Origin of the sequence: Anaerococcus hydrogenalis DSM 7454, from assembly GCF_000173355.1 — a bacterium.
Taxonomy (GTDB): domain Bacteria; phylum Bacillota; class Clostridia; order Tissierellales; family Peptoniphilaceae; genus Anaerococcus; species Anaerococcus hydrogenalis.
The window spans coordinates 1-16,013 of the sequence record NZ_ABXA01000027.1; the positions used below are offsets into that span (position 1 = coordinate 1).

The 16,013-nt window shown below is 30.0% G+C and carries 11 protein-coding genes and 2 pseudogenes; 4 read left to right on the forward strand and 9 right to left on the reverse strand.

The window, feature by feature from the left end:
- The 5 genes and pseudogenes from ANHYDRO_RS04565 to ANHYDRO_RS04585 all read right to left on the reverse strand — a co-directional run.
- A pseudogene (locus ANHYDRO_RS04565) lies at positions 1–296 on the reverse strand (PTS mannitol transporter subunit IICBA); the annotation flags it as partial.
- 345 nt (positions 297–641) lie between these two features.
- On the reverse strand, positions 642–2,000 hold the full coding sequence (locus ANHYDRO_RS04570; RefSeq protein WP_004814065.1) for an MATE family efflux transporter: 1,359 nt from the start codon (positions 1,998–2,000) through the stop codon (positions 642–644).
- Between the two features lie 393 nt (positions 2,001–2,393).
- A complete protein-coding gene (locus ANHYDRO_RS04575) occupies positions 2,394–3,578 on the reverse strand; it encodes a carboxylate--amine ligase (RefSeq protein ID WP_004814068.1) in 1,185 nt (394 codons plus the stop codon).
- A 640-nt stretch (positions 3,579–4,218) separates the two neighbouring features.
- Positions 4,219–6,143, reverse strand: a pseudogene (gene thrS, locus ANHYDRO_RS04580) (threonine--tRNA ligase).
- 236 nt (positions 6,144–6,379) lie between these two features.
- A complete protein-coding gene (locus ANHYDRO_RS04585) occupies positions 6,380–6,694 on the reverse strand; it encodes a hypothetical protein (protein WP_004814074.1) in 315 nt (104 codons plus the stop codon).
- A 226-nt stretch (positions 6,695–6,920) separates the two neighbouring features.
- Here ANHYDRO_RS04585 and ANHYDRO_RS04590 point away from each other — a divergent pair, with 226 nt between their 5' ends.
- The 3 genes from ANHYDRO_RS04590 (at position 6,921) to ANHYDRO_RS04600 (ending at position 9,803) form a co-directional block, all read left to right on the forward strand.
- Positions 6,921–8,471, forward strand: a complete 1,551-nt coding sequence (locus tag ANHYDRO_RS04590) for an AbgT family transporter (protein WP_004814076.1) — start codon at positions 6,921–6,923, stop codon at positions 8,469–8,471.
- Between the two features lie 72 nt (positions 8,472–8,543).
- Complete coding sequence (locus ANHYDRO_RS04595) at positions 8,544–8,795, forward strand: type II toxin-antitoxin system Phd/YefM family antitoxin (protein ID WP_004814078.1); 252 nt, start codon at positions 8,544–8,546, stop codon at positions 8,793–8,795.
- A gap of 60 nt (positions 8,796–8,855) precedes the next feature.
- Positions 8,856–9,803, forward strand: coding sequence for a 2-keto-3-deoxygluconate permease (locus ANHYDRO_RS04600; RefSeq protein WP_004814080.1), 948 nt, complete (start codon positions 8,856–8,858; stop codon positions 9,801–9,803).
- 255 nt (positions 9,804–10,058) lie between these two features.
- On the opposite strand, the gene ANHYDRO_RS04605 is transcribed toward ANHYDRO_RS04600, so the two are convergent.
- From ANHYDRO_RS04605 to ANHYDRO_RS04620, 4 genes are read right to left on the reverse strand one after another with little or no spacing between them, the layout of a single operon-like run.
- On the reverse strand, positions 10,059–12,263 hold the full coding sequence (locus tag ANHYDRO_RS04605; RefSeq protein ID WP_004814082.1) for a DEAD/DEAH box helicase: 2,205 nt from the start codon (positions 12,261–12,263) through the stop codon (positions 10,059–10,061).
- The gene (locus ANHYDRO_RS04610; protein ID WP_039914077.1) at positions 12,260–14,050 is read right to left on the reverse strand and encodes a site-specific DNA-methyltransferase; all 1,791 of its coding nucleotides are present in this window, start codon (positions 14,048–14,050) and stop codon (positions 12,260–12,262) included. The genes ANHYDRO_RS04605 and ANHYDRO_RS04610 overlap by 4 nt, the downstream gene beginning before the upstream one ends.
- A gap of 18 nt (positions 14,051–14,068) precedes the next feature.
- Positions 14,069–14,539, reverse strand: coding sequence for a hypothetical protein (locus ANHYDRO_RS04615; protein WP_004814086.1), 471 nt, complete (start codon positions 14,537–14,539; stop codon positions 14,069–14,071).
- Between the two features lie 3 nt (positions 14,540–14,542).
- A complete protein-coding gene (locus ANHYDRO_RS04620; RefSeq protein ID WP_004814088.1) occupies positions 14,543–15,274 on the reverse strand; it encodes a hypothetical protein in 732 nt (243 codons plus the stop codon).
- Positions 15,275–15,672: 398 nt separating this feature from the next.
- Here ANHYDRO_RS04620 and ANHYDRO_RS04625 point away from each other — a divergent pair, with 398 nt between their 5' ends.
- Positions 15,673–15,957 carry an IS110 family transposase gene (locus ANHYDRO_RS04625; RefSeq protein ID WP_004814089.1) on the forward strand — a complete coding sequence of 95 codons (285 nt, stop codon included), beginning with the start codon at positions 15,673–15,675 and terminating at the stop codon, positions 15,955–15,957.
- Positions 15,958–16,013 lie beyond the last annotated feature (56 nt).

Below are 16,013 nucleotides of genomic sequence, written 5' to 3' on the forward strand. Positions count from 1 at the left end.
ACTTCATTTTCCTGCTGCAGCCAATCCGCTCCCAACAAGGCTACAACTCCGACAACCCCACCCATTTTTGGATTTACTAAATTACCTCCTGTATAGGCAATAAGCATTGGAATTGCATATTTTAAAAGTGGGCCAACAATTTTATTAAAGTTTTCATTTGGCAACCAACCAGTTGGAATAAATAAAGCTGCCATAAAACCCCAAGCAATAAGTGCCGCTATATTTGGCATTACCATGCTTGATAGAAAAGATCCAAAGTTTTGAACTCTAGACTTTACGCTTTTTTTCTCTGACATAATATCCTCCTAATATATTTTATTTCTATATCATTATACCCTTTTTTAAAAGAAAATATTTTCATAATTTTTCGTTCAAATAAAAAACTGACTAAAATTTTAGTCAGTTTAGAGCTTAGGGAAGTATAGTTTTAGCTAATATTTTATTATAAAATAAAAATTAAGCTACGTACCATCTCGACTAAGTGAGTGAAACGAACTCATGGAGAGATCTCACTAGATTTCTCCACTCACTACGTACGATAAATCGGGATAAACAACCGAAACCGACGGTTGTTTATCTGGTCGAAATAGCAAATTTTTAGTTTGTCAACAGTCTGAACTGACTAAAAATCCTTAGTCAGTTTACATTACCTTTTCAATTTTTTCCTTGTAATCTTTTCTCAAGAAATACACACAATAAAGTCCTGCAATAAATTCTGCTATTATAAAGGAGTACCAAATTTTATCTATATCTCCAGTTCTTTGACCTATAATATACATCAATGGTAATAAAATTATAAATTGTCTTAAAAATGGTTCAAAAAGGGCGATTCCTGCACTTGATAGGGATTGAAAGATTGATGCACACACTATAGAAAAGCCTACCGGCAAATATGAAATTGAAATTATCCTAATCATAGGAATACCAATTTCTTTCATCTTTGGTGTGGCTGAAAACATATTTAAAATTTCTTCAGGAAAGGCCATAAAAATTATCATACCAAAAATTATCATTAAGGTTGACCAAGTTATGGATAATTTGATAGATTTTTTTATTCTTTCTTTATTTTTTGCCCCATAATTGTAAGAAATTATTGGAACCATGGCATTTGATATACCTAAAATTGGCATAAATTCAAAACTTTGAAGCTTAAACATTACCCCATAAGCTGCGATGGCTGATTGACCAAAACCTCTAAGGATTGTATTTATAAAAAATACTGCAAAGGACGTAATAGCATTCATTAGAGCTGCTGGAAGTCCTATTGAAAATATTTCTTTAAATATCAAATGGGACATAGAAAAATTTTTAAAGGAAAATTTTATCTCCTTATTTTTTATTAAATTAAGACTAAGTCCTACCAAGGCCCCTGTAATTTGTCCAACAACTGTCGCAATGGCTGCTCCCTTTACTTCTAGTCTTGGAAAGCCAAAAAGTCCAAAGATAAAAATCGGATCTAGGATTATATTAATAATAGCCCCAACACCTTGGGTAATCATGGTATAGAAGGTAAGACCTGTTGATTGGAGAAGTTTTTCAAAAAGTATTTGGAAAAATACCCCAAAAGAAAACAAGCAAACCACATGAAGATAATCATTTCCGTAAGAGATAATCTTTGGGTCATGACTTTGCATTTTTATAAAGGATTCTACAAAAAATATAGCAATAATAACAAAAATCAATGATAAAATACCTGCCAAAATAAGGCCATGAACTGCTACACTATTGGCCTTTTTTTGATTTTTCATTCCTAAATATCTGGATAAAAGGGCCGATACACCAACTGAAATTCCAACACTAAAGGCTATAATTACATTTTGAATTGGAAAAGAAATTGCTACAGCTGTGAGGGCTTTTTCTGATAACCTAGCTACAAAAATAGAATCTACAATATTATAAATAGCTTGAACAAGCATAGAAATAATAATAGGAAGACTCATCTCAAACAACAATTTTCCCTCAGGCATAGACCCAAGTTTTTCTGATTTTACTTCTGCCATAAAAACTCCTTTCTTAATTTAAAACAGAAAAAATAACGGCATTAGCCGCTATTTATTCTTAATTTGTTTTTTCTTATTTTTTTGAATCTAAATTAAATAAACCATAATATTAGAGTTTTTCAACTATTTTTTGTTTATTTAAAATTCATTCTTAATATAATCAAATTTTAAAATCTATTTTATATTTGTATATAAGTTTTTATATTAGGGTGTAGACATATTAGTTTATAACTTTTTCTCAACACTATATAACTTTGAGAATATTTTATTTAGTATCTTTTCTATATTTTTACGATATTTCTCTAATATAAAATTAAAATAAATAAGTAATATATGAATATTATATAAGATTATAATAGAAATATATTATATACAAACACCTAGTTTTTATAATTATCCATATATTTCTTTTTCAAGATTTCTAATGCTTCTTTTTACGTAAAATTGTCTCTTAAGCGAATTATCTTTACTATTTTCCATAGCATTTAATCCATTAGTTTCTCTTTCTTCGTATATATTCATAAATGTTTTATCTATATGTTCCTTTGAACACTTATTACTAAGAGTCCTAAGTAAAAATTTATTATTTGTTCTTTTTTCTTGTGATTTGCCAAAAACTAAATCATTTACCGTCGCCTCTATAAGATTTACACCAGCAAGTGTTGAATAGTAGAAAGTTCTTCCTTGTCTAATATTCATTTCAAACACATAAACCTCACCTGTCTTTGAATCTATTTTGAAATCAAAGTTAAATAAACCATTATAATCCATACTATCAACCATTTTTTTAGCAAGATCATAAAGCCTATTATCATTATAGTCGACTTGAACAAGATGATTTCCAACCCACATATCTCTATGATCTGATAGTATATTTCTAGCTAAAGCCATTGAAATTTTTCCATCTTTTGCTCTATAACCATTTATAGAATATTCACATCCATTTCCACCATTTATATATTCTTGTACAATCATTTTTGAACTATAACTGCTTTTATATATATCATTCAAAACACTTATACATTCCTCTTTGGAAGTTAATTTATAACCTTTCTTCATATTTTCAAGATCTTCTAAGTTTTCAAATTCTTCGAAATTGTCTGGCTTCATAAATAAGTCACCATCTAATTTTAAAGAGTTTATATTATCTTTAGAGATAACTTGTGTCTTTGGATATCTAACTCCTATTTGATCTAAATATTTATAAAATTCGGACTTATGAAATAATTTATAAGCCATTTCTTCATCAGGATATGGTAATTCTATATTAAAATCTAATTTATTCATATTTCTTAAAATTTTATTTAAATATTCTTCATAAGGCATAAAAATTATATTCTTTTTAGCCGGATTTTTTTTTGCAATGTAATTTAAATGCTCAACAAAAGCATCGTCAGTTTTTGCGGTTGTCGCAAAATCTTCTTTTAGATATATATCTGCAATTTTTGTATCAACAAAAGGTGTCAAAACTGCTTGAGCGCAAACTATAGCTTTTTTTCCAAAAGCTTCATTGTAACTTCTAGCTAATGAATAGCATGATATATCAGTTCCTAAAATAATTACGTTATAATCTTTCATATTATCCTCTTTCCAAATTTTTAATAGTATTCAAAAATTAACTAGTATTCAATAAAATAATTATTCAGTTCTACTTAAAAATAATCTTGGGATTTTTTAATCTATTATAAAATTCTTAATTTTTATAGTATAAAAATATCTAAACACCTAAAAAATCCAATTATCTATAGAAAAACCATTTGTCATCAATAACTTAAAAACTAATTAAAGAAACTATATTCTTAACTAAGATTTTTTTCAGAAATAATTTAATTTTCGTCCAAAAATAAATTATATTAATTTACCCTATGTGTCAATCAATTGTCGAGTATCGATAAAAACTATCAACAAGATAAATTTACTTGATTATTCATATTTTAAATTTTTATTAAATATTATCATAATCTATCAATATAAAACTTTTAAATTATGTTCCAAGATTCTTGGCATTGTAAAAATGTGTTAGTTATTAATTTACTAACTCCATATAAATTTATTATATATAGAATAATCTAAATTCAAAATATACAATAAGTTAAGTTTTTAAGAATACTACAATATATTATTTCTTGATTACTTTAAATATTATATAAGATTTAAAAGTATTTTGACAAGTTAAAAGGGCGAGTAATTTTTTACTAGCCCTTCTTTTTAATTATGCTTAAAATATAGACTCAAGAGCCTTAGAATCTCTTTCTTGGTTTAATTTTTCAATAAATTCTTCGAAAGATACATCTTTTGTTTCTTCTCCATCCCTATTTCTTACTGTTAATTTGCCAGATTTTTCTTCGTTTTCTCCTACTACTAGCATGTAGTTTGTTCTCATAAGTTGAGCTTGTCTGATCTTATATCCTACTCCCTCGCTTCTGTGATCAACATCTACCCTGTAGCCTGCTTTTTTGATTTTTTCAGCTAAGTCATCAGCAAAATCTGCAAATTTATCTGATACTGGAATGATTGCAACTTGTTTTGGATTGATCCAAAGTGGGAATCTTCCTGCAAATTGTTCTGTAACTGAACCAATAAATCTTTCAACTGATCCTAGAAGGGCTCTGTGAAGCATAACTGGTCTTTTCTTTTCACCGTTTTCGTCTATATATGTTAGGTCAAAGTTTTGTGGTAATTGGAAATCTAGTTGAATTGTTCCACATTGCCATGTTCTTTTTGCTGCATCTTCCAAGTGGAAGTCTATTTTTGGTCCATAAAATGCTCCGTCTTTTGGATTTATTTGATAATCAATTCCTCTTTCTTTTAGGGCATCTTCTAGGGCTTTCTCTGCAAAATCCCATTCTTCAATTTTTCCCATAAAGTCATCTGGTCTTGTTGATAATTCTATCTTATATTTAAAACCAAATGTTGAATATAAAAGATCTGCAAGGTCGATCATTTTAAATACTTCATCTTTTACTTGACTTGGAAGACAATAAACGTGGGCATCATCTTGAGTAAATGTTCTTACTCTGAAAAGTCCGTGAAGGGCTCCTGATAATTCATGTCTATGAACTTGACCGTATTCTGCAAGTCTAATTGGAAGGTCTCTGTATGAATGTGGCTCTTCTCCATAAACTAAAACTGATCCAGGGCAGTTCATTGGTTTTACTGCATAATTTTCCCCATCAATTTTTGTAAAATACATATTTTCCTTGTAATGATCCCAGTGACCTGATCTGTGCCACAATTCTTCATTCATTATAAGTGGAGTTTGGATTTCCCCATAGCCATTTTCAGCTAAAACATCTGTCCACCAATTTAAAAGCTCATGTCTTAAAATCATTCCGTTTTCTTTAAAAAATGGGAAGCCTGGAGCTTCTTCGTGGAAGGAGAATAGGTTCATTTCTTTACCAATTCTTCTGTGGTCACGTCTTTTAGCTTCTTCTTGAAGTTCAATATATTCATCTAATTGTTTTTCTTTTCAAAGCTTATTCCATAAATTCTTTGAAGCATTTTTCTATCAGAGTCACCTCTCCAATAAGCTCCAGCTATAGAATTTAATTTTACAGCCTTGATTGATTTTGTTGAAAGAAGGTGAGGTCCCTTGCAAAGGTCAACAAATACATTATCTCCCATTTCATAAAGGGTAATAAGTTCATCTTCTGGTAAATCTTCAATCAATTCAACCTTGTATTCTTGATTTTCTTTTTTGAAATATTCCAAAGCTTCAGCTCTTGAAATTTCTTTTCTTACCATTTTTAAATCTTTTTTAGCAATTTCTTTCATTTTTGCTTCGATTTTTGGAAGATCTTCTGGAACAAATCTGTGTTCAAGGTCTATGTCATAATAAAATCCGTTATCAATTGCAGGTCCTATTGCAAATTTTGCCTCAGGCCACATTTCCTTAATAGCAGCAGCCATAAGGTGGCTTGATGTATGCCAAAAAATTTCTTTTCCTTCTTTATCTTCAAATTTTACAACTTTAAAATCAGAATCTTCGTTTATAGGTTCAGCATAACCCATAACTTTTCCATTAACAACAGCCCCAACAGCTGACCTAAATAAGCCTTCAGAAATATCTTTTGTAACATCTCCAACGCTTACGCCTTTTTCATATTCTTTTACGCTCTCGTCAGGTAATTTAATTTTAATCATCATTTACTCCTTATAATTTTTTCTATTCGTAACATTTTTTTAAATAAAAAAGACACACCATCCCAAAGGACGATGTGTCGTGGTTCCACCTTAATTTTTACTCATTGATGTTTTAAGGCAGGTCATGCCTTTCGTATTAACGAAAATATCAGGGGTGGTCTTGGGGATAATCCTTAATAAAAGCTCTCAGCAAATGCTTTTTCTCTGTAAAAAAAGTAAAATCCTTACTCTTCCCGTCATCTAAAACTATTTTTCTTATAGATTAATATTACTTGCAAAATATTTTTTTGCAAATTATTTTTTAAAAAATTTAGGCTTTTTTTTGCGAAATATGTCATTATTTCTTTTTCTTCTTTTAAATTTGTCCACCTATTTTCCTTGCCATTTACTAATAAGTATTCATTTGGACCTATTAGGGCAGCCTTATTTTCAACAACTGGTTCATAGACATTGTAGTCTTTCCAAACGCCTAATTTTTTTATGTCCTTATAAGAATCGTATCTTTTTGTAACAATAGCTAGGGCTTTTTGGTATTCCTTATTATTTTCCATACTTTTTCTCCTTTATTCTTTTTCTATTGAAGTTAATTATAAACTCATTTTTTAATTTGTCAACTTAAGCTGATAAATTAGATTAGATTGTTTTAAATATTTTTGATTTTTTTTGTAATTTTTTATAAAAGCCTATGTTTTATAGCAACTTATTTGCAATGATTTTTTATTTTATGATAAAATGATAGGGTATTTTTTAAGAAAAACTAAAAACTAAGGAGGTTTTATGTCGAAAAAAAATAAAAAAACTAGGGATGCCAATGACGTTGGTGGATTTTTAAAATCTGTCGAAAAAATTGGTAACAAGATGCCTCATCCAGCTATTATATTTTTATTTTTAAGTATGATAGTTGTTGTTATTTCTCATTTTGCAGCTAAAGCTGGTCTTAGCGTTACTTATTTTGATGCAAAGGCCGGAGAAGAAGTTACAAAAAAAGCTATTTCTCTTCTAAATCTTGAAGGTTTAAGATATATTTTTAATTCTGCAACTGATAATTTCATGGGATTTGCTCCAATCGGAACTGTTTTGGTTGCTATGCTTGGAGTTGGTGTTGCTGAAAACAGCGGACTTTTTAATGCAACTTTAAAAAATTTACTTTCTGATGTTTCTCCAACCCTTTTAACAGTTGCTGTAATTTTTGCAGGAATTATGTCAAATATTGCATCTGATGCAGGTTATGTTGTTGTAATTCCTTTGGGTGCTATGATTTTTGCCGCAGCTGGTAGAAATCCCTTGGCTGGAATTGCGGCAGCCTTTGCTGGTGTTTCTGGAGGATTTTCTGCAAATTTACTTTTGGGAACAACTGATCCACTTCTAACAAATATTACAAATGAAGCCTTAAAAGCTGTAGGAATGGATATTCAAATTTCTGCAACTTGTAACCTTTATTTTCTATTTATTTCAACATTTTTAATAACTTTAGTTGGAACTTTGGTTACTACAAAAATTGTTGAAAAAAACTTGGGTGAATATACAGGAAATTACAAAGCTGACCACAAGCCTTTGACAGATCTTGAGAAAAAAGGACTTAAAAATGCCTTAATTTCTTTGATTATCTTTGTAATAATCATGGCTTTATTGATGTTTCCTAAGAATGCTCCATTAAAAAGTTTTGATGAAAAGACAGGCCTTATAAATTTGGATGAATTTTTGTCTTATGGACTTATTCCTGCCATGATGCTTTTATTTTTAGTGCCAGGATATGTTTATGGAAGAACTGTAGGAACAATTAAATCTAGTCACGACCTAATTGATGCTATGACAAAGTCAATGGCCGGTATGGGTGGATTTTTGGTTTTAGCATTTTTTGCGGCTCAATTTGTTGAATATTTTTCAAAAACAAATCTTGCCTTAATACTCGCTAAAAACGGTGCAGAATTTTTACAATCAATCCACTTAAAAGGACTTCCACTTTTATTAATGTTTATTTTATTAACAGCATTTTTAAATTTATTTATGGGATCAGCCTCAGCAAAATGGGCAATTATGGCTCCAATTTTTGTGCCAATGATGGCAGAGCTTGGACTTTCTCCTGCCCTTACTCAAGTTGCTTATAGGATTGGTGATTCCTCAACAAATATAATAACCCCACTTATGTCTTATTTTGCAATGATTGTTGTATTTATGCAAAAATATGACAAGGATGCAGGTCTTGGAACCTTAACTTCAATGATGCTTCCATATTCTCTTGCCTTTTTGATCTCTTGGTCAGGACTTATGATTGTTTGGTATCTATTAGGACTTCCACTAGGACCAGGGGCTCCTTTGATGATTTAATTTTAAAAGACCCTCCGGGGTCTTTTGTTTTAATTTTTTTGAAAATGGCTATAAATAGGATAGGAGGCTATGATGAAAATTGATGGTGATAATTTAGTTTCTATATCCGAGGCTAACAAAAATTTTTCAAAAATTGCAAGGATGGCTGATAAAAAAGGATCGGCTGTTATTTTAAAAAATAACAAGATTTCTTATGTGCTTTTACCATATAAGGAAATTGAAAAAGAGGAAATTTTTCCTGATGAGAATATGGAAGAGATAGCCCAAAGGCTTATTGAAAAAATCAAGAATGAATACAATATTCAATTGAAATTGGACCTTTAATTTTTTCTCACCCCAAGGGGTGTTTTTTTATGGGTATAATTATAAAAAGGAGATGGTTATATGTTAAAATTTATGAAAAAAATCCCTGGAGGGCTTTTATTAATTCCCATGTTAATTTCTGCACTTTTTGCAACATTCGCACCAAATTTATTTAAGGTAGCTGGAATTACGGAGGCGCTTTTTACAACAAAAGGGATCAATTATATAGTAGGACTCATTTGTTTTTTATCATCTACAGCCCTAGATCTTAAGAAGTTAAAAAAAGTTATTAGAAAACAAGGATCTATTCTTTTGTTAAAGGTTATTCTTTGTTTTGGATTTGGAATTTTATTTATAAAAATATTTGGTCTTAGTGGAGTTTTTGGCATTTCTGCCCTAACTTTTATCACAGCCATTTGTTCTTTAAATCCCTCACTTTATCTTGCCCTATCCCACGATTATGGGTCAGAAGATGATGAGGCAGCCTTTGGGCTTACAGGAATTTTGTGTGTGCCTGCCTTTCCAATTTTAGTATATTCAATTGCAAAGGCATCAAAAATTGATTGGACACCTGTAATTTCTGTCTTGATTCCAATAATTCTTGGAATAATTATTGGAAATTTAGATAAGGATATGGCAGGATTTTTTGGACCTGCTGTAACCATCCTAACTCCTTTTATGGGTTGGGCCTTTGGGGCAGGAATTAATATAATTGATGCTGTAAAGGCAGGTTTTCAAGGAATAATTTTAACCCTTATTTTTTATCTATTAATGTTTCCAATAATATTTTTCTTCGAAAGAAAAATATTAAAAGAAAACGGGATTACAACATTTGGAATTTCATCTATAGCTGGACTTTCAGTTTCAGTACCAGCAATAATAGCAAATTCAGACCCTTCTGTTGCAGCAATGTCCCAAACAGCAATAGCCCAAATAGCCCTGGGAGTTGTCCTTACAAGTATAATAACACCAATACTTACAGGAATTTATACCAAAAAAATGGGGATAGAGAAAAATAAAAGAGCCTAAAAGCTCTCAGAGTGTAGCTAAAGTCAATATAATAAATCATTAATAATTTAAAATAAATTATTCTAAAATCTATCTCAGCTAGATGATTGTATCTTGATTTGGCACAATCATCCCTAAAACTAAGTTAGAAACACAAATAAGTTTGTAAAGAAAATATATTTTAGGGTGAGTGAAACAAAGGAAGGTAGAAATCTCCTGAGATTTCTACGCTCGTTACACACTTTTTATATTTTTTTAAATTTAATAGTGATTAATTTAAAAAACATCTTCTAGTCTTTTCCAATTTTCATTATTCATTTCTTCTGTGTAGGTTGTATTGTTAATATAAAGTCTTGTATCTTTATCTCTAACAAAACCCCAATTTATTTTACGCCTATCTGCATAGTCCTTAAAAGCATAAAATTTATTTTTGATTTGCTTGTCAATATTTTTACTTACGCCTTTTCTTTCTCCACCTTTAGTTTCAATTATCCATACTTCTCCATTTTTCTTTTTGATTATATAGTCTGGATAAAAAAGATATTCTTTGCTTAAATTATTCCCGTAAATAACTGATAAATATTGCCTGCCTGTATCTCCGTTTTTATAGTACCAATCTACATCATCTCTACTTTCAAGATAGTTTTCTAAGAGTTGCTCAGAAGTTGATCTAAACTGAGATGTCGTCATAGATGTGTTGTATTCTTTATAAGCATTTTTCTCATACTCGACTACTTCTGTTTCATACGGAAGATACTTATAAAAATCTTCTGAAGGCAATTTCCATTTTTCAGTTTTTTTCTCTAAATATTCCAGTTGTTCTCCTTCAGATATTGCAGCTAAATCTAAAAAGTCATCTCTAAGTTTATAAGCATTATTTATCATAAAAGCGTACCATTCACGATTTGAAAGATTTAACAGCTTCTTGCTTGATGGTATATTTTTATGGAAAAGATGTTGGAGAATTGCCCTCATTTTGTTAGATGGTACACCAGTAACTTTTTTTATCATATCAACTGCATGCAAACAATCAATTCCATGATCGTGAGTTGATACTTCATAGGCTATCTCCCTATTTTCACCTTGCTTTTCATCAAATATATCTTTAAGTTTTATAAACTTACCAGTCCTAAAGGTAGATATAACTTTTGTTCCCATTATAAAACCATAAGACTCTAATAATTTTTCATTGTCCTTTTTAATATTGGTTAGCTTATATTTATCTTTAAAATAGTCATAAGCTCTATCTCGAACTAATACTTCATCTACAAACTGATAGTCTTTGTTTCTAAATTCTTTAATAAGTTCAAAATCTTTACACTTGTCTTTTAAAAATAACCTCTTAACTTCATAGGCATTTCCACCCTTCATAACAGATTCTTTGTACTTTTCATCGAAAGTATAGAGGAAGCAAAAATCTAATAGATCGTTGTCATAGTGTCTTGCTCTTGGCATTCTCCTTATGCGTCCTATCGTTTGTGTTTCAAAGGTTTCTGTCATGTTTTCACGAAGCTTAACAAGTATCTTTACTCTTGGGCAATCCCAACCCGTTGAAATAGCTTGTTTCATAATTAAGAAGTTTGACTTAGAATTTTCATCTGTAACATCAAGTGTATTTATCTTCTCCTCACTTAACCACTTAGCAAGCATTTTATTTTTATAGGTGTAACCCATATTTGTTAGGTGTTCTTCTACAAAAGAAACTAAGGACTCACTCATATCTGGAAATTGTATAATAACTAAAGGATTGATTTTTTCTCCTATTTTCTCATACTCAGCTTTGATTTCTTTTCTCTTTTCATCTGCTTTTTGTATTAGATAAATAGTTTCACTTTCAAGGTCGTCCATCTCGTCAGCTTCAATACCTGGATTGATGTAAAGTGCCTTTGTAATTAGTCCAGAATTTATTACCTCTTCTTCTGGAATTTCATAAAATTCTGCCATAGGGTTTTTGACAGTTGTTGCCGATACTCGTATTTCCCTATCAGAATTAAGGGCAAACAATATATCATCTGCTTTTGAGGTGTTATTCAAATGCTCCTCGTCAATAATTGTAATAAAGGAAAGTTGGTCTCTATGTGCTTCTGCAATTCTTTCAAAAAGATTTTTCTTTTCACTATCTTTAAGTGCATTATTCTTTTTATTGGTTATCATTTCCCAATTTATGAAATAGGTATAACCTCCCTTAAAACCTTGTAGAAGAGCATCGTGTATATTAGCAGATTTTGAATGAGGAATAAACTCGTCCATTTTATCTTTTGATTGTTCCTCTAAATCTCCCTTACCTGGAGTAAGCCAGATAAATACTTTATTAGGGTCCTTCCATAGAAGATAGTCATAGATATAAGAAAGTAGAATTATTGTTTTTCCAGACCCGGTCGGACTTTTTACAATAATTTTTCTTTTTGCATTCGGATCTGTCGTTTTATCTAAAAGATAATTTTTAGCATCTGTTTGAAAATCAAATAAATCTAACATCATAATTCGTTCACCTCTCTTAATTCTTCTGTGAAATAATAATCTGGAATAGTAACTACTTCAAGTTTCCTTTCCTCGATACTATCCTTGATTTCATTAGTTAGTAGTATGAATGATGGAATATATAAAACACCACTTTCTTCCATTTCAGAAAGTGCTATATTTAAATCTTCATCAGATAAAATGATTCTTCTTTTAACTCCATCAATCTCGCACATATTTTCAAGCTCGACCATTTCCTTGATATAATCAAGAAGCTTAGAAGATAAAATTTCCTCATCTTCTGAAAGTTTTGGGATAAATTCTGTTCTATAGTATTTAAGATTATGAGGTAGTTCTCCTTGGATATTCTTCATTCTTTGATAGGTGATTTTTTCGCAAATATTATTTTCATTGTTAGTACAAAGAATATATTTCCTATCTCCACCATCTTCTTTATTAAGCTGTACAACGGCATGTCCAGTAGTTCCACTGCCTGCGAAATAATCTAAAATAACGGCATCTTTATACTTATACATTTTAATTATTCTATTTAATAGAGAAAGAGGCTTTTTACCATTTGAGAATTTTACATTCCCCTCTTTAGAAAGATTATTTAATTCGATGCCGTCCCAATAAGTTCCCTCAATATCCTTTTTAAATACTCCATCACTATTACTAACTCCTACATCGGCGAACCACGCAATTAAACGAAGTTTCTGACCCTTGTAGAACTGTTCATATAGCCTGCCTTTATTTCTTCCGCTTATTGGGATATATTCTATGCTGTACAAAGACTCCTTATCAAGATTATCTTCTCCTATATAATCAAATACTCTTTTTCGTATAGAGCTTTGTGGCATTGCTGTCATATGAATTTGATTAAAATAATTTTTATAAACTTCTCTTACAGATATATTATCTTTTTTAGCTACTTGATTTACACTCATGAATATAGGATTTTGTCTTTTATAAATTTTTATTTCATCTCCTGCTCCATCAACAGTAGATCCAATATATTTTTTTCTACCTGGATTCACTAAAACAGATGTATATTTCCAGCTAATATCATTCTCCTTATAATAATCTAAAAGTTCTTCAATTTCTGTTAATTTATATACAGTATTAAATTCAGGCAAAAACTTTATATCCTTAGAATATATTATTAAATATTCTAAGTTCTTTTTCAATTTGAGATCTTGACCTCCACCACTTGCACCTGCTGCATTCTTTGTTTTTACTGAAACTAGATTAATAAAATTATCTTCTCCAAAAATTTCATCTAAAATAATTTTAAATTGTGAAAGCTCATCATCTCCAATTGAACAAAAAATTACACCTTCTTTTGACAATAATTTCCTTGCTATCCTTAATCTTTCATTCATAAATGATAGCCATTTTGAATGTCTGTACCCATCATCAGATCCAATGTAATTATCATCATATATAAAATCTTTATTTCCAGTATTGTAAGGTGGATCAATGTAGATAACATCAACTTTACCTTTGTGAGTCTTTTCTAATAATTTGAGAGAATGTAGGTTATCCCCCTCTAAGATAAAATTAAAAGCAGAGGTATTATCTCCAATTATTTTTTTATCTTCTATTTCTCTAAAAACTGGTATGTTATGAACGAGTTGTTTGTCTACTTCTTCTTCGTGTTCTTCCCAAACGAGTCCATATTTTTTCTCAGTTAAAGCTGTTTCAATCTTGCTAAGTGCAATCCTACTTTCATCATCTGTATGAATTTCTTTAAGATGATTTAGGTATTCAAGCATTTCAGCTCTTCTTTTTTGTGATAAATTGCTCAATATGATGCTCCTATCTCTTTAATTTTCTTTATTTTGATAACTATTACTGATTGATTTAGAATTTATATAGTCCTTGCATAGATCTGTAAGCGGTTGACCGATTGCATCTTTGTAATTAAATCCAAGAAGCTGCATAGTTTTCAAAACATCTTTATCTATTAATTTAACAATATCGGTAACTTCCATCTCTTTATCTCCACTATAACTATCTAATACTTTAAGAGCTTTTGCAACAGTATTGTGTAAATAATCAATTTTATCGTCACTTATATTTGTATTTTCTACTTCTTCCCTATATGCTTGAGCAATTCTAATGGCTTCTTGTTTTTCGTCAAGAAGCTGATTTATAATTTCTTCATAATTGTTTTTTAATTTCTGAATATCTTTTTCATTCTTAAAGCTTTTTATTTTTGTACTAACAAAAGATGTTGTATTCACAAAAGCAAGTTCGCCTAACCTTATACCTAAATCTATTAATTCTTTATCCATTATTTACTCCTTAAAACTCATAACAATCGTTTTATCTAAATCACCGCATATCAGATAAATATTATCAAAAGGCATATATTTATCTTTGTAGTTTTCTTTTATTTTAATGGCCACTTGTTCAAAATCATCATCATAAGTATAGACCGATATTACAGCTAGATTATTTTCCTCAAATTTATCATAGGTATCAATTTTTTTTATTTTGCTATCTATTCTTTCAACAAAAACCTTATACCAGAGGTCTACCCATTTAACTACAGCACGGGCGATTAAAACCTTATAATTCTCACCCAGACTGTCAAAAGTACTGTTTTCTACTTCCCATATTTTATACTTTTTTGACGTCTCTCTAAGATCTTCATAATCTATTATTTCCTTAATTGATCTTCCCTTATTCGTTTTATCTTCATATAAGTAGCGACAATTTTCTGCATCTTGAAGGCTAACAAATTTTCCATGTTTATCCGTACGTTGATAAAAAAGTATTCCTTCTATTTCATCATTTGTTAAAGGTTTATCTCCATTCATCTTCTTTGCATTAATGATATCTTTACCAATCGTTTTAGAACTTATTATTAGCTCATCATAGTCGGCTCTGACAATTTCTACACCAACAGACCCATCATTTGTTTGTATATCTGGTTTATCCTTATTATATGCATCGCCGTATTTTTCTGGGTCTATTTTTTGCAGTAACTTAAGAGCAAATTCTTCATCTTCTTTTACTTTAATCATTTGAGCACACTCCTTAAATTGAGTAAATAATAGAATTTTCTTATTATAATTATAACATAAAAGATTTGCTATGGGTCTTAATTAGAAGGTCTGTCGGGATGAAATTTTTTATTTTGAAGAATTCCAAATATACTTACTCTAGCTTAGGCAACTATTAGGAATTTCCTAATAGTTCAACTCTTAAGTATTTCTTAAGTAGAAAACTTTCTACCTACACTTTTTTAATATAATGAAGGTAACGGACGCAGCCCATTTGGGATAACACACCCGTACTCGAAACAGTCCGCTACCTTTCATTATCAAGAATTCGATTAAGCAGGTTGGGTTAATACACCCGTGTAACGAGCTAAACTGAGTGGATAATTGTGTAGGTAGGTAAAAATTTATTGGAGGTATTTATGATTTCAATAGGAATTGATGTATCAAAATCTAAAAGCACAGTTGCAGCCTTAGGATTTGGAAAAGAACTTATCTTTAAACCATTTAATATTTATCATGTAAAAAATGATGTAAATAGATTAATTGGTAAAATTAAATCTTTAGATGAAGATGTAAAAATAATTATGGAAGCAACAGAAATTTATCATATTCCTATCTTAATTAGTTTAGTAAATGAAGGTTTTTTTGTAAGTGTGATAAATCCAATTAAAAATAAAAGATTTTGCCAAGCCTTAAAGTTTTAGAAATTGTAAAAACAGAATAAAAAAGATGCTATACACATAGCTGAATATGGTTTAAT